General features: G+C 40.6%; 21 protein-coding genes. 5 read left to right on the forward strand and 16 right to left on the reverse strand.

Annotated elements, in window-relative coordinates; all coding sequences use genetic code 11:
• Window positions 1-168 precede the first annotated feature (168 nt).
• The 6 genes from C427_RS19265 to rsmI all read right to left on the reverse strand — a co-directional run bounded on the left by C427_RS19265 (window position 169) and on the right by rsmI (window position 6242).
• Window positions 169-1491, reverse strand: a complete 1323-nt coding sequence (locus C427_RS19265; RefSeq protein ID WP_007639917.1) for an alpha/beta hydrolase family protein — start codon at window positions 1489-1491, stop codon at window positions 169-171.
• A 19-nt stretch (window positions 1492-1510) separates the two neighbouring features.
• The gene (locus C427_RS19270) at window positions 1511-2716 is read right to left on the reverse strand and encodes a DUF3089 domain-containing protein (RefSeq protein WP_007639915.1); all 1206 of its coding nucleotides are present in this window, start codon (window positions 2714-2716) and stop codon (window positions 1511-1513) included.
• Between the two features lie 92 nt (window positions 2717-2808).
• The gene (locus C427_RS19275) at window positions 2809-3465 is read right to left on the reverse strand and encodes a 2OG-Fe(II) oxygenase (protein ID WP_007639913.1); all 657 of its coding nucleotides are present in this window, start codon (window positions 3463-3465) and stop codon (window positions 2809-2811) included.
• 341 nt (window positions 3466-3806) lie between these two features.
• Complete coding sequence (locus tag C427_RS19280) at window positions 3807-4337, reverse strand: hypothetical protein (RefSeq protein WP_007639911.1); 531 nt, start codon at window positions 4335-4337, stop codon at window positions 3807-3809.
• Window positions 4338-4419: 82 nt separating this feature from the next.
• Window positions 4420-5400, reverse strand: a complete 981-nt coding sequence (locus C427_RS19285; RefSeq protein WP_015431214.1) for an FAD:protein FMN transferase — start codon at window positions 5398-5400, stop codon at window positions 4420-4422.
• A gap of 2 nt (window positions 5401-5402) precedes the next feature.
• Window positions 5403-6242 carry a 16S rRNA (cytidine(1402)-2'-O)-methyltransferase gene (gene rsmI / locus C427_RS19290; protein WP_007639907.1) on the reverse strand — a complete coding sequence of 280 codons (840 nt, stop codon included), beginning with the start codon at window positions 6240-6242 and terminating at the stop codon, window positions 5403-5405.
• Between the two features lie 137 nt (window positions 6243-6379).
• Between rsmI and C427_RS19295 the strand changes: the two genes are divergently transcribed.
• The 4 genes from C427_RS19295 to C427_RS19310 are packed head-to-tail and all read left to right on the forward strand — an operon-like array spanning window position 6380 to window position 9902.
• Window positions 6380-8323 (forward strand): penicillin-binding protein activator, encoded by a 1944-nt coding sequence (locus C427_RS19295; protein WP_007639905.1) that lies wholly within the window; start codon window positions 6380-6382, stop codon window positions 8321-8323.
• Window positions 8310-8684: a YraN family protein gene (locus C427_RS19300; protein ID WP_007639897.1), complete on the forward strand. Its 375-nt coding sequence runs from the start codon at window positions 8310-8312 to the stop codon at window positions 8682-8684. Before C427_RS19295 ends, C427_RS19300 begins: the two co-directional genes overlap by 14 nt.
• 42 nt (window positions 8685-8726) lie before the next feature.
• Window positions 8727-9320, forward strand: coding sequence for a phosphoheptose isomerase (locus C427_RS19305; protein WP_007639895.1), 594 nt, complete (start codon window positions 8727-8729; stop codon window positions 9318-9320).
• A 3-nt stretch (window positions 9321-9323) separates the two neighbouring features.
• Window positions 9324-9902, forward strand: coding sequence for a BON domain-containing protein (locus C427_RS19310; protein WP_007639893.1), 579 nt, complete (start codon window positions 9324-9326; stop codon window positions 9900-9902).
• 83 nt (window positions 9903-9985) lie between these two features.
• Here C427_RS19310 and C427_RS19315 read toward each other — a convergent pair whose 3' ends face one another.
• The 10 genes from C427_RS19315 to yejK form a co-directional block, all read right to left on the reverse strand.
• On the reverse strand, window positions 9986-10390 hold the full coding sequence (locus tag C427_RS19315) for a ClpXP protease specificity-enhancing factor (protein WP_007639891.1): 405 nt from the start codon (window positions 10388-10390) through the stop codon (window positions 9986-9988).
• A gap of 14 nt (window positions 10391-10404) precedes the next feature.
• Window positions 10405-11037 carry a stringent starvation protein SspA gene (gene sspA, locus C427_RS19320; protein ID WP_007639889.1) on the reverse strand — a complete coding sequence of 211 codons (633 nt, stop codon included), beginning with the start codon at window positions 11035-11037 and terminating at the stop codon, window positions 10405-10407.
• A gap of 189 nt (window positions 11038-11226) precedes the next feature.
• Window positions 11227-11964 (reverse strand): cytochrome c1, encoded by a 738-nt coding sequence (locus C427_RS19325; protein WP_007639887.1) that lies wholly within the window; start codon window positions 11962-11964, stop codon window positions 11227-11229.
• A complete protein-coding gene (locus tag C427_RS19330; RefSeq protein ID WP_007639885.1) occupies window positions 11961-13229 on the reverse strand; it encodes a cytochrome b in 1269 nt (422 codons plus the stop codon). Before C427_RS19330 ends, C427_RS19325 begins: the two co-directional genes overlap by 4 nt.
• Before the next feature lies 1 nt (window position 13230).
• Window positions 13231-13863, reverse strand: coding sequence for a ubiquinol-cytochrome c reductase iron-sulfur subunit (petA, locus tag C427_RS19335; protein ID WP_007639883.1), 633 nt, complete (start codon window positions 13861-13863; stop codon window positions 13231-13233).
• A 274-nt stretch (window positions 13864-14137) separates the two neighbouring features.
• Window positions 14138-14530 (reverse strand): 30S ribosomal protein S9, encoded by a 393-nt coding sequence (rpsI, locus tag C427_RS19340; protein WP_007639878.1) that lies wholly within the window; start codon window positions 14528-14530, stop codon window positions 14138-14140.
• Between the two features lie 12 nt (window positions 14531-14542).
• On the reverse strand, window positions 14543-14971 hold the full coding sequence (rplM, locus tag C427_RS19345; protein ID WP_007639876.1) for a 50S ribosomal protein L13: 429 nt from the start codon (window positions 14969-14971) through the stop codon (window positions 14543-14545).
• A gap of 343 nt (window positions 14972-15314) precedes the next feature.
• Window positions 15315-16148, reverse strand: a complete 834-nt coding sequence (locus C427_RS19350; protein WP_007639870.1) for a M23 family metallopeptidase — start codon at window positions 16146-16148, stop codon at window positions 15315-15317.
• The gene (locus C427_RS19355) at window positions 16141-17016 is read right to left on the reverse strand and encodes a 6-pyruvoyl trahydropterin synthase family protein (RefSeq protein ID WP_007639868.1); all 876 of its coding nucleotides are present in this window, start codon (window positions 17014-17016) and stop codon (window positions 16141-16143) included. The genes C427_RS19350 and C427_RS19355 overlap by 8 nt, the downstream gene beginning before the upstream one ends.
• 91 nt (window positions 17017-17107) lie before the next feature.
• Complete coding sequence (gene yejK, locus C427_RS19360) at window positions 17108-18214, reverse strand: nucleoid-associated protein YejK (protein ID WP_007639866.1); 1107 nt, start codon at window positions 18212-18214, stop codon at window positions 17108-17110.
• 122 nt (window positions 18215-18336) lie between these two features.
• Here yejK and C427_RS19365 point away from each other — a divergent pair, with 122 nt between their 5' ends.
• Window positions 18337-18555: a YejL family protein gene (locus C427_RS19365; protein ID WP_007639864.1), complete on the forward strand. Its 219-nt coding sequence runs from the start codon at window positions 18337-18339 to the stop codon at window positions 18553-18555.
• The last annotated feature ends 18 nt before the right edge of the window (window positions 18556-18573 follow it).

The raw sequence follows: 18573 nt of genomic DNA on the forward strand, positions 1-18573 counted from the left end.
GTGCTGTTTTTTGCGAGATAATAAGCAATAGATATAAGACTTACGTGACGTAATTATAGAAGTATTGAGGATTTGAGCAGCGCTATTACGTTAAAAATATCTTTGACGTTAATAGCACTTAATATATCTACACTTAACTTTTTAGATGGTTATTAGAAAATTCATCAGTTATTTTTCTGATGATTTTCTAAAGAATTTGAGCCCTACCCCCCATCTATTAGCAAACCCTGGCCAAGGTTTAGATGTTGAGCCATCTGCAAGTTTGACTTGAGTGCTACTTTCTCTTTTTGGCAAATAGCCACATGCAGACTCCTGCTCTTTTATATAACAGTCTAAAAATGCGAGTGTCATATGCTGGTTAATACGATTAATGGTCTCGCTGCTCCATGAAGGCTCATAATAAAGGCCTAAATCGGCTTCGGCAGCATAAGCAATTTCCGGGGCTGGATGAGGTGCTACGTTGTGACGAGCATTTTCATACACCAACATAAAGCTGTCTTTTGCTGTTGATTGTTCAAATATTTTTTTGACACCTTGCTCGTAACCAGAAATATCATCTAGGGAGCCGCTAACGTATAAGCTCGGTACTTGTATAGCATTCACATTATGTAAATTTTGTTCTTGTCCCCACGGGGCGAAAGCAATCATGGCCTTCCAGCGACTATCGACCTGTTTCCTTCCCGCATTACAAATATTAAACACTGGTACCAATGCTTTTGCAGTAGGCTCAGTAAAACCATAGCCTTGCAGACCATGTTGATTAAAATTGTAACAGCCACCCACAGTATTCAATGCACCATAACCGCCCATGGAAAAACCAATGACAGAAGCTTGCTCTGTATCCGCCACTTTGGCCAAGTCAGACTTGGCTGATGTGAAATAATCCAATACAAATTGTTGATCACGGGCGCGATTAATTAAGGTGCTGGGAAAACCAGCAAAAGAAGCATTTACAAAATCGATGTCTGCGGTAGTTGAGTCGGTATGATCAATCCCTACTACTACATATCCGTGGCTAGCTAGATGTTCCCCAAGATAAAACATGATGGTCCGATAACCAGTATATCCATGGGATAACACCACCAACGGATAGGTTTTTTGTGGGTTGGTTTCTGCGTCTCTGACACTGTTACCTTGAAGAGAAAACGCTTTATGAGTGCGAGTCACATTCTCATAAGTCGCTTCAACATCTGTTTCTTTGGCATTCGCTGGGTACCACACTTCTAAGGTCAAAGAGCGATCTTCCAAACTTTTAAAATCTTTAGCGCTAAGTTGTTGTGGATTAGTCACCTCTATTGTTCTTACTCCAACCGAATAACTACCCCGCTTTCCTAATTCTGGGGTTACGTCAGGTTGAGAGGTATACAGTTGTTGCGCTTTATTGCCGGTCGCAACGCGATCGGCAGCAGATACACTGAAAACCAAACAACTGCAGCACAGTAAAAAAGAGGCTATGAGCGTTTGTTGAAACGCACTTTTAAAGGTGGTCATACTATATTCCTTGAAATAATCATTCTGATTGGGATGCGCTATTTGTAAGCATAAGTTGATTGACTCGGTGTATAGTGTTTTGACGAATATTGCCGTAAAACAAACTAAAGTCGAGTACGTGGTAACTTTTGTTGGGTTGTTCTAAATGATTTGAAAAAGCATTATCGGTCTGTTGCATAATTTCTAGTCTGCCATCAGGCATACATTGTGCCCACGTTAACTCACTCGTTAATGCAGGCAATTTTTCAAAGATAAATCCAGGGTTGTTGGCTAACAACATATTCATTGGTGTGCGCTTAAACTCTACAGGCATAGCACCTACATGAGCACTTTTGTTCACCATATCTAGTTTATCTGTCCAACTTAATGGATTCACACACAAAGTGGGTTTTATTGAACCCTCTTCTAATTGACTCGATTCCCAGCCAGTTTTATACCAGTGAGGAACGTTAGCGTCTAATTGACCGTCTTGGCCATAGGTATCATAACTAACAATACAACCCGTCTGGCCAGCATCAATGCAGGGTATTATCTGCTCAAAGCCTCGACTAAATTTATCCTTGGGTATCCAATATCCCACCAGATAGGCTGCCACCAGTTGTTTATATAGCTCAGTGTTATCAACCATTTGTTCTAATAAGCGTAAGGCGTGAGTTGTGCCCTGACTATGACCAACCACAATAAAGGGCCGGCCTTGATTAAAGTGAGTGAGATAATAATCAAATGCTGCTTCTACGTCTTGGTATGCTAAATCTAAAGCTTGGGTGCCAGAATCAAATTTTTCAGGCATAAATGACTGTAATTGAGCTTCACGGTGATGGAGTGCATAAATATTACAGCAGCCGTTAAAAATACTCGCCATGCTCGACAACATATATTCGATTGATTGGGCTTCGGAGTTTTTGATTTCCATAGAGGAATTCAAACCACCGGGGCCAACAAATCCAGTTGAGTGAACAAAAAACACATCTACCGCTTTATTTATTATATCGCCACTGGTATCGACACCAATAGGTACAAGATCAGAGGTGTCACTTTTATCAGGATGGGCCAACCAAAAATATTTGTCATTAAAATCAGGTGCTGAAGGCGCGTCAGCTAAAATAAAAATGTCTGGAGGCGATAGGTAACTAAATACCCATTGGCGTCCAAAAAAAATCAAGAGTATTAACAGAGCTACAACCGGCAACACTAACCAATAAACAAACTTCTTAAACAACTGCATACTTGTATCTCAAATAACAAACTTGTTAAAACTAGCTCAATTCGGTAAATAGAAACAACTCAGCAATTTAAAGCAGTACTTATAAGGCTGACTTATTTGCTGGGATCTACATGTTCTGCTGACTGACTATTGACTCGATGCCATCCGGCAATACTGAATCTATCACAACGGCTTGCAAGGACTTCATGAGGGAAAACATCGCTTAAAAATATGATGCAACTGTTGAAGTCCGGAGACACAGTTAACAAAGGTGATGGTTGTTCACCAGCATACAAAAGTAACTCTCCTCCGTTATTTTTATTCCAGTGGGGATTCAAATAAAATACGGAGCTTAAAATTCGATTACTTCGGCCTTTGAAGGCATCTAAGTGCCGCTGATAAAAATCGCCTATTGAGTAGTGCGAAAAATGACATTCAAAATCGAATAGCCCCATAAATAGTCGCTTATTAAGACCCATTCTCAATTGCTCCATCCAGTCTAAATATGCCTTTTGTGGGGCAGAATTACCACTAAACCACATAGTCGAATCCGTTCTCACTTGTGAATTTATTTGCTGATTATTGTTACGGCCGATACCAGCAGGTGTAAACTCGATTGAAGCTAAGTGCTTTGCTTCGTGCATCAGCTGGTTAGCAAGCCACTCAGGTAAAAAGTGCTGTAAGCGGATAAAACCATGTTGTACCAAAGCGTCAGCAATATCATCTATTAATTGTGCTTCGAGATTTGTATGTTCAGTAATCGGTGTCATATCTATGCCGGATGAGTTCATCCCTTTATTTTAGCAAACCCATACCAATATTAACTAACGCTAATCCACAAAATGACCGTTATAATTGATAAACCGCAACGACTATTTGCATAGCCACGCTCATTATAAGCGTAGCTATAAGCGAACAAAAAATTGCGAGGTTAGCCGTGCGTGGCTCATTAGAAGTCGAATAGTGTTGTTAACTAACTCGTTTGGTAAAAGGTTTTGTCGCATTATTTTATTAAAACCGTAAATATTCCGAAGCGGTGCAGTAAGTTAAACTAAATAACTAATAGTTTCAGTCATGACTAGTTGGACTATATAAATTAAGAAACCTTTAACTAATTAGCTTTATTGATACATATCTGCTGAGTTGTCACAAAAGTGTTTTGGATAAGCGCAGCATCACTGCTGGCTCGATGACGCTGCTCTTGCATTTGTTGAAATAAACGGTCTTTAGTTGAGTCCCATGACGACATTTGAGTTTCGCTTAAGATCATTTCCAGTGAACTAACATGAAATTGCATCGTCACTTTAGCGGCATAAAAAAGTTTAATTAACCAAGTATCGTCGACTACCCAACCATCCGAATATACTATCTGGCCCATCAAAAATTGATTCAGTTGATGGCAAACCTGTTGTGCCGAGAAACCTTTTTCTGCCAGTAATTGCCGACTGATACCGTGTAATGATTCAGCTTTCGGATCCCAGTGTGTCCAGTCGCTTTGTGGTTTAATTAAACGGCAAAATCTAATGCCTGACTGATTAATGACACCTACTTCAATGGGGTAACTTAAGGAGCCAAAACCGCTAGCTTCAACATCAATAATAATGGGAATGGAATCACTGGCTTGACCTCTGACTTTGCTCACTAGACACCTAATCATAAGTTAGTGGTTAGAAAATAAACGTTACTCTAAAAACCAATCAAAATTGTAGAGGTCATTTCAAGGCCTACCATAACTTCATCAAGGCGTTGGAGTAATGCATCTTTCGCTGATTATCGACAATGATAGCATCATATCCCGGCGTACGATTTAGCAAGTCCATGCCTTTTTGCACACCCAAAACAAACACTGCGGTAGATAGGGCATCGTTTAACGTACTGCGCTGACCAATAATCGATACACTTTGCACTGCATTAGCAGAAGTACCTGTTTGTGGAGATAGGATATGGTGAAAGCGTTTTCCGTCTTGTTCGAAATAACGCTCGTAATCGCCTGAAGTCGATAACCCAGTATCAGCCAAAGGTAACACCACAGCCTGTTTAACTTTATTACGGGGATCTCGAATCCCCACCATCCAAGGCTTGCCTAACCTGTCACCTAACAGTCTCGTATCGCCGCCTGCGGTCACTAAGGCATATTTAATCCCACGTTGTTTCAATATACCGATAGAGTTGTCTACTGCATGACCTTTAGCAATTCCCCCTAAGTCAATTTTCACATTGGGATGGGCGAAGAAAATACTGTATTCATCCACGTTAAACTTGATGTGCCGGTAATTAATGGCCTGTAACAAGTTATCAATTTGGCCTTGCTTTGGCTTCTGATTTTCACGATAGTTATACAAATAACCGACGCTAGCAAAAGTAATATCAAATGCCCCATCTGTCTCCTTAGCCAATTCAACAGATAAAGAAATCAGCTCAAATAACTCTTTTGATACGGGCACTGCGGATATAGAGCCACGGCTATTAAGCTGACTCAACTCACTGCTTTCAATATACGGACTCATTAATTGATTAATACGCTGCATTTCGGCCATTACCGCTTGAGTGGCATCTTTACCTTGCTGCACAGACTCACTCCAAAGTTCGACGTGAATATTGGTGCCCATGATCCCTTGGTTGTCTTCAAACCACTTTGCATATGAAAGCCCTGAATAAGCCATCATACACAGCAACAATACTGGCGAGGCTAGGATGCCCTGCATCTTCATAACTTTAATTCTAGGCCAAGCTGATAAAGGTGATTTTTCTTTAAATTGTATTGCTCAGCCGTCACAGCTGCCGCTTTTTTAAGGGGTAATTCTTTCATTAACAATTTAAGTAAATTAAGTGCATCATCTGACACTTCTGTCTGATCCTGTTTTTCACCCGCAATCATTAATACAAATTCACCTCTTTGATGATTTGCATCAGCTTCAAGCCAAGTCAAACAAGCTTGGGCGTTACCGGAGTAAAACGTTTCAAAAGTTTTGGTAAGCTCTTTTGCCACCACCATTTGTCGGGCTTCACCCAACTCAGCTACGATTTGCCTGACAGTGTCTGCCACTCTGCGGGGAGATTCATAAAACACACTGGTGCTGGTCTCAGTCAGTAAACGCTGTAATGCCTGCTGTTTGGCCACAGCCTTGACCGGTAAAAAACCCTCAAACTTAAACCTGTCAGTTGCTAAGCCCGCAGCACATAATGCGGTGATGGCAGCACACGGACCAGGTAATGGTACAACTTTAACCCCGGCTTCTCGGCACTGACTGACTAAACCATACCCTGGGTCGCTGATCAGTGGTGTACCCGCATCAGAAATCAAGGCTATATTCTCGCCCAATTTAAGCTTTTCGATAAGCTGCTTAGCCCGCTGCGATTCGTTATGATCGTGTAATGAAGTTAATCGCGTCGAAATATCGTAATGTTGCAATAAACGCTGACTATGCCGTGTATCTTCAGCCGCAATCAAATCAACTTCAGTCAATATACGTAAAGCCCTGTGTGTGATGTCTTCCAGATTGCCAATAGGCGTGGCGACGATAAATAACGTGCCTGATTCAATCAATGCTAACTCTCCAAATTAAAGGGATCATCTAAGGTTTGTCTAAGTATAAGTTTTATCTCCTAACCTAGTCACAAAGCATTAGATATTTATAACCGTTACTATAAACTATTAAACATATTATTTAATGGATATCAGCGATGAGATTTCGAACGTTTGTTGTATTTTGTGTCGCTATTTTATGTTTACTCTCATGTGCGAGTAACTCTACTCGGCAGTCACCAAAAACTTTAGTCTCGCCATCAGAAAAAATCACAGAAGAAGCAAAAGACAGTAATTACTACCTAACCCGTGCACAACAAAATTATGTAAACAACGCTGATGTGTACCAACGTAATAATTATCTGATACAGGCCGCAGAATCATTGCAGGCAGAACAGCAATGCCCAAAAAGTATTAAGTTGCTAAAAGTGCTGCAAGCAGAGTTACAAGACAACCGCCATTACACTCACGCCAATCTGATTTTAGCTGAGTGTTATTTAATTTTGTCTGATAAAACGTTTCATAAAGTGGAGGCGATACTGACTAATTTGACTGGTGCTTATGGATATCAAGCTCGCATCGCTGCTTTGCAATCTCAACTTCATGTTAACAAAAAACAATGGTTAGAAGCTGCTATAGCATTGCAAAATACCAATATGGAAGAACTGGATAAAACTCGAACCATTTGGGAATGGATCAAAGCACTAGACTTACCTGAATTAGAAAATGCCCGCTTATCAGAGCCGTCATTGCAACCTTGGCTACAGCTTGCCATCATTGTCAAACGTTTTGCATTAAAGCCGGAGATGTTTAACCAGCAATTAGTTAGTTGGCAGAGTAGACACTTGGGTCACCCATTGGTGATTAACCTTCCAGAAGAAATACAATTTTCGTTGCAGCAAGAACCGATTCAGGCTAAACGCATCGCGGTATTGTTACCACTAACGGGCAGACTCGCGAATCAAGGCTTAGCCATAAAAGAGGGCATTCTGGCCGCATATTTGGAAGATTTGCCCAACGCAAAATTTACTTCAAACAATTCATCTGATTATGACGGTGCAACAGGCAACATAGCTCAAGACAACGTTCAGCAATATCGTGAAATACGCTTTTTTGATTCTGCGTTAAAAACAGCACAGCAATTAAATACATTGGTCGCTGATTTTGATGTGGTTTTAGGGCCATTGGTTAAAGAACAAATTACTGAACTGACCGAGGTTTTACCCTCAGATAAGATTCTTTTGGCACTCAACAGAGTGCAGTTAAAAACAAAAACAATCACAATTAATCAATTAGGCAATTTATTTGAGCCAAGTTCTCCCGTGGCGGAACATTATTACTTTTCGTTAGCACCAGAAGACGAAGCTCAGCAATTAGCGTTACATATGCAACAAAAACAATTAGTTAGACCAATTGTTTTTGCAGCAAACAATCCAACAACACAAAGAATGGCAGAAGCTTTTGTCGCCAAGTGGCAAGAAGCACCCAATGCAATTCAACCAGACTTAACTATATTTACAGACAGTAAAAACATGCGGAACCGTGTATCAGAAATGTTGGATGTAGCCCAAAGTAAGCAGCGCATCAGACAAATGGAAGTATTGGCTGATGTCGAAGTGTTTGGAGTAGAAAGAAATCGTCGAGATATCGATGCCATAGTATTATTTGCCAACCCTGAACAAGCCCAGTTGCTCAACCCTATTATCGAAGCAAGCCTAAGTCCATTCGCTCAAAAGTCATTGTCGGTATTTGCATCTTCACGTAGTTATAGCCTAGATTTAAACAGTAACAGCCTGAGAGATTTACGTAACCTCACATTCACAGATATGCCTTGGATGTTGCCCGATCATAGTTGGCAGAGTTTAGCTTCACAAACCACACAACTTTGGCCACAAAAACAGGATACCCTGTTAAGGTTATTTGCTATGGGTTTTGATGCCTACAATTTATTGCCTAATTTACGTCGATTAAAGACACTGCCACAAGTCGTCAGTTATGGTCTAACCGGTAAAATCAATGTAGACGACAAGGGTGTATTACACAGACGTTTACTATGGGCACAAGTTGCCCAAGACCGAGTAAAGTTAATTGAAATGGATTAAGCAGGCCCTCTCACCTTTAATCGGTAGTGAGGCAGAACGTATTGCTCGAACCTTTTTAGAACAGCAAGGTCTTACATTTATTCTGCAAAATTATCGTTGTCGCACAGGTGAAATAGACTTAGTCATGCAAGACGGGGACGAACTGGTCTTCGTAGAAGTGAAATACCGAAGTCGGAGTCAATACGGCTCTGCTATAGAGTTTTTTCATGCTAGGAAAAAACGTAAATTTGAATCTGCTGTTATGCATTACATGCAGGATAAAGGTTTCAACCCTAGCATTGTCCCACATAGAATCGACCTAGTGGCCATAGAGGGAAAAGGCCAGCAACAGCAAAACATCAATTGGTTAAAAAGCGTTTAACCCATTGCTGCGATGAAAAGTTATTAATTTATTAGGAGAGTTATGTTAGAAAGCATTAAGGCCAATTTTACAGAAAGTATTCAAATTAAAATTGCCTCAATTGAGTTATTACCTGAGCATATTTCTAACGCGACTTACATGATGGTTAATGCATTGATTAACGGTAACAAGATATTATGCTGCGGCAATGGTGGCTCAGCTGTCATTGCACAGCATTTTTCATCGTTACTCCTGAATAAGTTTGAACGTGAGAGGCCCAGTTTACCTGCACTAGCGTTAACTGCAGATGGTGCCACATTGTCTTCAATAGCCAACGACTTTACATTCGAAGAAGTTTATTCAAAACAAGTCAGTGCCTTGGGTCAAGCTGGTGACATTTTGTTTGTCTTATCCACTAGTGGTAATTCACAAAACTTAATCAAAGCGATGGAAGCGGCACTAAGCCGTGATATGACAATAGTCGCTTTAACGGGTATGGATGGCGGTCAAATGACAGGATTAGTCAGCCAGCATGATGTAGAAATCCGCGTGCCCTCAAATAGAACCGCACGTATTCAAGAAGTCCATTATTTAGTGGTGCATAGCCTTTGTGAGGGAATTGACAATTGTTTGTTCCCTGAAAATTTTCAGGAGTAAAATATGTTAAAACCAAGAAACATTTACATCCCCTTGTTGATCTCAACAACCTTATTGTTACAAAGCTGTGCAGGGTTGCTCATAGGGGCTGGAGTAGGTGCAGTGTCGGTTGCACATGACCGACGTACAATAGGCACCCAGGTTGACGATACAACAACTGCCGGCCGTATCTCTACTGCTATATATAATGACGTTGCAATAAATGAACAAACCAGCATTTCGGTTCAAGTATTTAATGGTACTGCCCTGTTAGTAGGTCAGGCTCCGACTCAGGCACTTATACAGCAAGCAGAAAATCTTGCTTCGTCAGTAAAAAACATAAAAAAACTACACAACCAAATTCGTTTAGGCTCTCCTATACCTGCAAGCGTAGTGGCGAATGACGCATGGATTGCCTCAAAAATCAAAACGAAACTGATCGCTGATAAGCGTATAGATGGCCTGCACATTGAGATAGAGGTCGAAAACGGCGAGGTATTCTTGATGGGATTGGTCAGTGAACATGAATCGAATATTGCTGTAGAAATCACCCGTAATATTAGTGGTGTCAAACAAGTAATAAAAGCGTTTGAATATTCTTAACTCTGAGCCGGACTAAACAATATGTTAGTTCAAATAAAAAAAGCGCCTCTAAGCGCTTTTTTAATTGAATATTTCTAATTCGACTATTTAACAACTGTTAAAGTAGGCTTTCCCTTTTTGGGTTTTTGATTAGTCTCATTGCCATCAGTCTTATTTTCTACTTCATCAGAAGCGATGTTTTCTTCAACAGTAAAGACTGTACCCGCACCGTTTTCTTTGGCGTAAATAGCTAATACTGCTGGGCAAGGAACCACTATATTCCTTGGCACACCACCAAAACGAGCGTCAAACATAATGTCATTTAAACCTAACTGTAAATTACCAGTAGACGATGGAGACATGTTTAACACTATTTGGCCGTCTTGAACAAACTCCTGCGGCACTTGAGTACCAGCGTAATGCGCGTCGACCACTATGTACGGAGTAAGATTGTTATCTACAATCCACTCGTAAAATGCACGTAATAAGTATGGCTGATTAGGTGTCATATCACTTTGTCCTTTTATAGAGGATTGTGTATTTCACGTTCTTGATCTGTCAATGACGCTATAAAAGAAGGTCTCTCAAAAATACGCTTCATATATGCTTTCACGTCTTTACTACCCGTACCCGTTAATTCGATACCCAACGCAGGTAAACGCCACAATAATGGTGCTAGGTAACAGTCAACTAAGCTAAATTCTTCACTCATGAAATAAGGTGTTTCAGCAAATAATGGTGCTAAAGATAAAAACGCTTCACGTAACTCGTTACGCGTTGCTTCTAGATCGCCTTTCTTAGCCATGATTTTTTCTGCTAGTACATACCAATCATTTTGTATACGGTGCATAGTCAAACGACTTTGCCCACGGGATACAGGATAAACCGGCATAAGAGGTGGGTGCGGGAAACGCTCGTCCAAATATTCCATTATGATATGTGAATTATATAAAACCAACTCTCTATCAACAAGAGTAGGCACAGTACCATAGGGGTTGAGTTCGAGCAGATCTTCAGGTAACTCGTCAGGAACCGTAAAACTAATTTCTACGCCTACACCTTTTTCCGCTAATACTATGCGTGCTTGGTGACTGTATATATCTATCGTGTCTGAAAATAACGTCATTATTGAACGCTTATTGGCGGCTACAGCCATTTATATTTCTCCTATATGTCATACATAATCGCATCGTGCCTTAGGCATCTTGCTTTGTTCTTTTACTAGTGATTAGTAGGTCAATCAACTAATTAAAAACGGATAAGAAAGGGGCATATACATTATATATAGCCCCTTCCAAAAAATTTTGCGGATTATACATCAAATTCCAAACAAAGTTTTGCTGAATTAGTGTACATCTCTCCAATAATCTTTCTTAAGTAAATAAACCAAAACTAACAATACTAATAGGAAAATCATGACCCAGCGGCCTATAGACTCAGACTGCAAACGTGAAGGCTCACCGACATAAACTAAGTAGTTAACCAAATCTAATACCGCTTTGTCATATTCGGGTGCACTTAGCTGTCCGCTTCCGTCTGCTTTAATGCCAACATAACGTTCAACCATCTGTCCGTCTATCAAAGTTGTCTCATAGGTTTTGCTTGGTAAACCTTGAAGCTCTTGCAACACGTGAGGCATACCCACGTTTGCAAATACCATATTGTTTACACCAAAGGTAGTTCCGTCTTCAGCATAGAAGGATCTTAGGTAAGTATAAATCCAATCTGCACCTCGAACTCGACCCGTCAACGTTAAATCGGGTGGCGGCGCACCAAACCATTTAGCGGCAGATTCAGTCGGCATAGCATTTTTAATATGGTCACCGGGCTTTGTACCCGTAAACTGCAAGTTTTCCTGACCAAGTGCTAAGGGGATCCCTAAGTCTTCAAAAGTACGCTGATACCGTTGATATTGCATTTGATGGCAACCTAAACAGTAGTTCATAAAGGTCTGTGCACCGGATTGCAAAGACGCTTTATCTGTCAAGTCGTATTCAGCCTTATCTAGAGGTACTTTGCTGCCACCAGCAGCACTGGCCACAATTGGTACCAACAAGCACAATATAAAAATTATCTTTTTCATTCTGTGATCCTCGTTGGTACTGGATGAGTCCGCTCGTTTTTACTGTACAAAAACAATAAAACAAAGAAACCGAAATACATAATGGTCGCTATTTGCGATGCAGTAATTTTCCATGCTTCTTGAGGAGTACCACCCAAGTAACCGAGGAATATAAATACTGCAGCAAACGTAAGCAAATTCCAAGTATGTAAGCCACAACGGTAGCGCCAAGACTTCACTTTTCCTCTATCAATCCAAGGCAATAAAGCTAAGCAAATAATGGCCGAGAACATTGCAATAACACCGCCTAATTTATGAGGTACAGCTTTCAAAATTGCATAGAAGGGTGTGAAGTACCATACAGGGAAAATATGTTCAGGGGTCTTCAACGGGTTAGCAATCTCAAAATTTGGCGCCTCTAGAAAATACCCGCCCATTTCTGGAATGAAGAACATGATGTAGCAGAACACAAGTAAGAATACAGCAAACCCGACCAAGTCTTTCAAGACTATGTGTGGAAAAAACGGGACGATGTCGTCAAGAATATCGTATTTATCTGTGTAATATTCGTGAATTTTATACTTGGTTTTTTCTTCTTCGCTAAGCGAACCTTTCTTACGTTTAACGTTAGTTCCGTCTGGATTATTAGAACCTACTTCATGTAATGCGACTATATGTAAGAACACTAAAATCACAATAACTAAAGGAAGTGCAATAACGTGTAGCGCAAAGAAGCGGTTTAATGTTGCTCCAGAAATAACGTAGTCGCCTTGTATCCAAATCACTAAATCTGGACCAATTACTGGAATAGCACTGAACAACGATACGATTACCTGAGCGCCCCAATAGGACATTTGGCCCCAAGGAAGGACATATCCCATAAAGGCTTCTGCCATAAGTGCTAAGTAAATAAACATACCAAACAACCACAGTAATTCACGTGGCTTTTGATAAGAACCGTAAATCATGCCTCTGAACATATGCAAGTAAATAACAATAAAGAACGCGGATGCGCCAGTACTGTGCATATAGCGCAGTATGTAACCGTATTCAACATCACGCATGATGTATTCTACTGAAGCAAAGGCTTCTTCAGCAGTAGGTGTATAACTCATAGTTAGCCACACACCTGTCACGATTTGGTTAACTAAGACTATAGTCGCCAAAAATCCAAACATATACCAAATATTCATATTTCTGGGTGCTGGATATTGAATGGCGTGCTGGTTAGCAACGCGCATTATGGGAAGGCGATACTCAACCCATTCCATCAAATTTTTCAACATTTTATGCTGCCCCTTCTTCGGAACCAATCAAGATAGTGTTATCGTCAATATACATATAAGGCGGCACAACTAGGTTTAGGCCTGCGGGTACATTTTGAAAAACTCGCCCTGCCATATCAAACTTGGAGCCGTGACATGGACAGAAAAAGCCCTCTGGGGCACCTTCAACATATTCTTCAAATGCACCATCTTTTAAATGTTGTGGTGAACATCCCAAGTGCGTACAAATACCTACCAACACTAAATACTCTTCTTTTAAAGAGCGATATTGATTTTTAGCGAATGCTGGCTGTTGCTCTTCATCAGAATTGGGATCTTTAAGTTGATCGTCAAAATTAGCTAATGAAGCAAGCAACTCAGGTGTTCTGCGAGCAATCCAAACGGGTTTACTTCGCCAGATAACTCTGATCAACTGACCAGGTAGGATTTTACTGATATCAGCTTCGATATCCGCCCCAGCTGCTTTTGCTTTAATACTGGGGTTCCAGGATGCGATAAAAGGCACTGCAGCACCGACTACACCGATACCACCAACAACAGATGTAGCTACCGTTAAAAATCGGCGTCTATTACTGCTAACTGGCTGGTTTTCGGTTTTAGACGAATCATGCGCATCTAAAGATACATTGCTCATCCACTAATCTCCGAGGGTTAAATTGACTGACACTTCACATTTTGAGTGGCACATGGATTATACGCGAATCAAGAAATAAAGTTTTTCTATTAACCGAAAATGATAAAAGAAATCCCACATAAAAGACAAGGAAATCGTCAAAAAAATGAATAATTACTGATACTTAACACATTTTCAAGATAATATTGATTGGATGTCGGTTTATTGTACAAAACGTAGGCAATAAAAAACCCAGCACGAGCTGGGTTTTTGTAAAGTGTTTGTCGTCGAACAATTAACGTTTTGAGAACTGAGGACGCTTCCGTGCTTTATGAAGACCCACTTTCTTACGCTCAACTTTACGTGCATCACGAGTTACAAAGCCCGCTTTACGTAACGCTGGACGAAGTGTTTCGTCAAATTCCATCAAGGCACGTGTAATACCGTGACGAATTGCACCAGCTTGACCACTAATACCACCACCGGCAACGGTGATGTAAATGTCAAACTTTTCAGTCATCTCGACTAACTCTAGCGGTTGACGCACGATCATACGTGCAGTCTCACGACCAAAAAATATGTCAAGAGGACGTTTGTTTACTACAATGTTGCCACTGCCAGCGCGAAGAAAAACACGAGCGGTAGAACTTTTGCGTCGGCCAGTGCCGTAATATTGATTATCTGCCATCTGTAATGCTCCTTAAAGTTCTAAGACTTGAGGCTGCTGAGCAGCATGATTATGCTCAGGACCAGCGAAGACTTTCATTTTGCGGAACATATCGCGTCCAAGTGGACCTTTAGGCAACATACCTTTAACCGCTTTTTCAATGATCATCTCTGGTTTGAAAGCTTGCAACTTCTCAAAGGTAGTATCTTTAAGACCGCCTGGATAACCAGAATGAGAATAGTAAATTTTGTTCTTGGCTTTGTTGCCAGTAACAGTAACTTTCTCAGCGTTGATCACAACTATGTAATCGCCAGTATCCACATGAGGTGTGTACTCTGGCTTGTGCTTACCGCGTAAGCGGATAGCTATCTCAGTCGCTAAGCGACCAAGAGTTTTGTCTGCGGCGTCAACCACATACCATTCACGTTTTACCGTTTCTGGCTTTGCAACAAAAGTTTTCATTTTAAAATACCCGAAATATATAAATAATCGTTACGTTGGCTTTATGTTCGATATTTAACCACCGACTGCTACATAAAACCGCTAAAAATCAATACTTTGACCCCTTCGAGTCGTATGATTCATCCGCTTTCCCACAAGCGGGGGCAACTGGGCAGGGCGCGAATTATACAGATGTTAAGAGAAAACGCGAGACTAAATTTTGAGCTTTGTGTTAATAAGTAGGCTTTTAATCGGTGTTTAAGGCTTAGGCACTATATTTTAACTCTGTGGTGCTATATTTTGACGCTATCGCAGTATATTTTAAACGCTGTGGCACTATTTTATTTAACGCTGTGGCACTATTTTAACGCTGTGGCACTAAGAGTGCAGGATCTAATCTTTCCTTAAACCAATTAATTCGCCAATCTAGATGTGAGCCAGTGGCGCGACCGGTGTCGCCAATTTCAGCCACTAAATCACCTTGCTTTACTGTTGTGCCGGCCTCTACATGACCTTTACTAAGATGTAAAAAAGTAGAAGACACGCCATGTCCATGATCGATGATCATCGTACCACCGGAATAATACATATCTGGCACAAACAATGTCACCAAGCCATTTGCAGGTGCATATACAGATGTACCTGATGGTGCAGCTACATCTACGCCAAAATGGGGACGCTTCGGTGTTCCATTGAATACTCGCTGACTGCCATACACACCACTAATTGGCCCAGCAGCTGGCCAAATAAAGTCTTGGTAAAAGTCAGTACGCTCATCGTTAAAGGAACGGGCTTGGCCAATTTGTTGGTTATCTAACGTGATCCGCTCGCTCACTTCTTTAGGAGGGGTAACATACTTACTAGGAATACCTGTAATTTTTTGAATATTGTAAGTTCTGGGCTGCAACATCAAGGTCCGGGTGTGTGCCACATCTTCGTTATTAATCCATCTAAGTTGCTGTGATAGTTTCGCATCTCTACCAAATCCAAAAGCAAAATAGCCATCCGCTGATATTTTAAGTGGAGTGTCATTTAGCCAAACCTGATGACCCACAGGAACTTGACCGCGAATTAAACTACCTTGGGTCATTTCACCTTTGAGTTGAGGGCCTCTAGCGGGTTGAATGTCACTGGCAAACACCAAGAATGCAAAGCTACATAAAGCAGATAAAATACAAACAAAAACGAGTCTACGCAAAAGCTATGGCTCCTTTACCTACACCTTCGTAGGCTAAAACCTTGAAGTCACTATTATTGTTCAAACGTTTATGTTCATCAGCCATAAACTGCGCTAAACATTCTACTGTGGTATCCGTATCCAGCATTTCTGATTCCGCTTTAGGAATAGCCAGTTCAAACCTGCCTTGTGAAGATTCATAGGCAAACACATTATGTTGTTCCAAATCGCCATTTGGTAATGAGAAAACTGTTTCGCTGACATCTACTATATCCTCAGTCGAACCAATGTAGATATCACACCATCTTTCAGACCAGTATTCTTGCCACTTGATACTTTCTTGTTGGTTTTCAAATACAACCACCTTCGAACGGTGACCATGAGCGATACGTTGGCAATTGCCATCATGTTTTTTTAGGCCATGGGTGTAATGATAAAAAGGGGTATTGATGACTTCTGCCCGTAAATTAAGTTCAATACCTGCCACATTCTCTGGTAAGTGAGTCGCAATCACATCTTTGAGATAATCACTCACAGAAGGCATAGTGACATTTGGAGAATACACAAAAGCATAAGCTTCAGCAGGACAGTTTAAATGAATAGATTGATTATCAGGTCGAATAAAATCAACTTTTACTCTGTCAGATTTTTCATCATGTTCTATGCGGCTGTATTCGTGTTCCACTGGTACTAACAGTTTGTGGTCGATGTATTCATCAATTAACTGTTTCAGTTGTTTCTTAACTTTACCGAAGTCCAACACCATGCTTTCTTCATTTAAATCACCGCTTAAGATCACATCTACTATCCAGCTTTCCCCGACCATGCCGCGCTCAGGGCAAAGATAAGAAAAATCCATAACGGTCAAATCATTAACAAATAATTGCATAAAAAGTGTATAAGTCCTGTTCTGTAATTGTAATTGTAACTATTACTATAAAAGTATATGTGGGCATATTATAAAGATAACTAGCCAGATGTCAGCTTTGAGATTTCAAAAGTTGATCTTTCAAGTTAGGTGGAATACCTCTAATCATTAGAGTATCAGAACCCGCATCGTAACTGACTCTATCGCCTAGTAACTTACGTTCAAAACTCAGTGAAACCCCTCCACCTTGGCCGCTAAACTTAGCTAAGGTTTTTAAAACACCACGATCCGCCTGAAACTGTTCTTCCAATGGTAATTCTGCGCCTTGGTTAAATTCCTCAAAGCTAACATGATCGCTGGGCAGTTTTGCAGCCAGTTCTTGTATTTGGATATCCTCTCCCAGCTCCAGCTTTTCTTTGTAATAAGCCGAAACCGTTTCTCGGGCTTGGTGTTTCTCTTGTGGGTCTAATTGTTCGGCTGATAAAAATGCATCTACCGTGGTTAATAACTGCTTATTTTGTTGCTTAACATCTACCAACTCTTCACAGCCGATAAAATGCATAAAGAAATCAGACACTTTACGTCCCATACGTCCTTTAATAAAACTGATATACCGAAGCTGTTCAGCGCTTACAGCTAATTGAGTCAAATCAATCCTAACCGCTAGTTGCATTTTGGCTAAATCTAAGTGGTCACTGCTGGTTAGTTCCAAATCGCGATTTATCTCGACATGTTCCTTAGTATTAATAATCGCTATCATCAAGTAATCAGTGGCTAAAAACTGGTAGTGGCTAAACACCACAAACCCAGTTTCAAGTGTGCCAGTATCAATTAAAGACTTTTTCAACAGCTCGCTGGCTTGAATGCTAAATTCAACAAAATCACTCTTTTCAGACTGCATGTCTTCTAACAATGTTTTAAATGATACCGAATGAGGAGCTAAGGCTCTCGGCTTTGTATTCGCTGATGGCTCTGTACTCGCTGATGGCTCTTCATTAGCTGATGGCTCTCGACTAACACTGACTATCTCAGCGTTTTCAGTCACAAACGCACCCACCCCTTTTCCGGGCTTAGTATTAAAAGCGTGGTTAATTTGTTGAGCCAGATTTTCAATTTCTGGGCTCACATCAAAACAACTTGCTCTGGGAACTAAGGTAAGCTCCTGTTGTTGATTAACGGCCAACTGGTGTACAACAAAATGATGGATCAACGCACTCACATTTTTTCCTTAACAAAAATCAATTAAATTTGGTCGGTAACTTGTTGGTTTATTCGCATTTTATCTAGACCATTGTTACTATCGCTTTAATATAACATGCTACTATTTATGAGCTAAGCTACATGCCGCAACAATCCAAATACTCTGACAGCCAATTTGAAGCCATCATGCATGACATCATTATTGCTTTAGAAAAAAACCAAGCAAATCGAGACCTATCACTTATGGTGCTAGGTAATGTCGTTACTAATATATTTCACCAGCAAGTTCCAGAAAACCAGCGCCAACAAATGGCTGAACAGTTTACACAAGTGCTACTAAAAAGTATCAACGGAAAATAAAAAAAGGTCGACAGGTTA

The sequence above is a fragment of the Paraglaciecola psychrophila 170 genome (genome assembly GCF_000347635.1).
GTDB classification, from domain to species: Bacteria; Pseudomonadota; Gammaproteobacteria; order Enterobacterales; family Alteromonadaceae; genus Paraglaciecola; species Paraglaciecola psychrophila.

Excerpts from the sequence above, each read along its gene's own strand:
- C427_RS19265 (WP_007639917.1), bottom strand. The coding sequence starts at position 1,491 with ATGACCACCTTTAAAAGTGCGTTTCAACAAACGCTCATAGCCTCTTTT.
- C427_RS19270 (WP_007639915.1), bottom strand. The coding sequence starts at position 2,716 with ATGCAGTTGTTTAAGAAGTTTGTTTATTGGTTAGTGTTGCCGGTTGTA.
- C427_RS19275 (WP_007639913.1), bottom strand. The coding sequence starts at position 3,465 with ATGACACCGATTACTGAACATACAAATCTCGAAGCACAATTAATAGAT.
- C427_RS19285 (WP_015431214.1), bottom strand. The coding sequence starts at position 5,400 with ATGCAGGGCATCCTAGCCTCGCCAGTATTGTTGCTGTGTATGATGGCT.
- C427_RS19295 (WP_007639905.1), top strand. The coding sequence starts at position 6,380 with ATGAGATTTCGAACGTTTGTTGTATTTTGTGTCGCTATTTTATGTTTA.
- C427_RS19305 (WP_007639895.1), top strand. The coding sequence starts at position 8,727 with ATGTTAGAAAGCATTAAGGCCAATTTTACAGAAAGTATTCAAATTAAA.
- C427_RS19310 (WP_007639893.1), top strand. The coding sequence starts at position 9,324 with ATGTTAAAACCAAGAAACATTTACATCCCCTTGTTGATCTCAACAACC.
- C427_RS19315 (WP_007639891.1), bottom strand. The coding sequence starts at position 10,390 with ATGACACCTAATCAGCCATACTTATTACGTGCATTTTACGAGTGGATT.
- sspA (WP_007639889.1), bottom strand. The coding sequence starts at position 11,037 with ATGGCTGTAGCCGCCAATAAGCGTTCAATAATGACGTTATTTTCAGAC.
- C427_RS19325 (WP_007639887.1), bottom strand. The coding sequence starts at position 11,964 with ATGAAAAAGATAATTTTTATATTGTGCTTGTTGGTACCAATTGTGGCC.
- C427_RS19330 (WP_007639885.1), bottom strand. The coding sequence starts at position 13,229 with ATGTTGAAAAATTTGATGGAATGGGTTGAGTATCGCCTTCCCATAATG.
- petA (WP_007639883.1), bottom strand. The coding sequence starts at position 13,863 with ATGAGCAATGTATCTTTAGATGCGCATGATTCGTCTAAAACCGAAAAC.
- rpsI (WP_007639878.1), bottom strand. The coding sequence starts at position 14,530 with ATGGCAGATAATCAATATTACGGCACTGGCCGACGCAAAAGTTCTACC.
- rplM (WP_007639876.1), bottom strand. The coding sequence starts at position 14,971 with ATGAAAACTTTTGTTGCAAAGCCAGAAACGGTAAAACGTGAATGGTAT.
- C427_RS19355 (WP_007639868.1), bottom strand. The coding sequence starts at position 17,016 with ATGCAATTATTTGTTAATGATTTGACCGTTATGGATTTTTCTTATCTT.
- C427_RS19365 (WP_007639864.1), top strand. The coding sequence starts at position 18,337 with ATGCCGCAACAATCCAAATACTCTGACAGCCAATTTGAAGCCATCATG.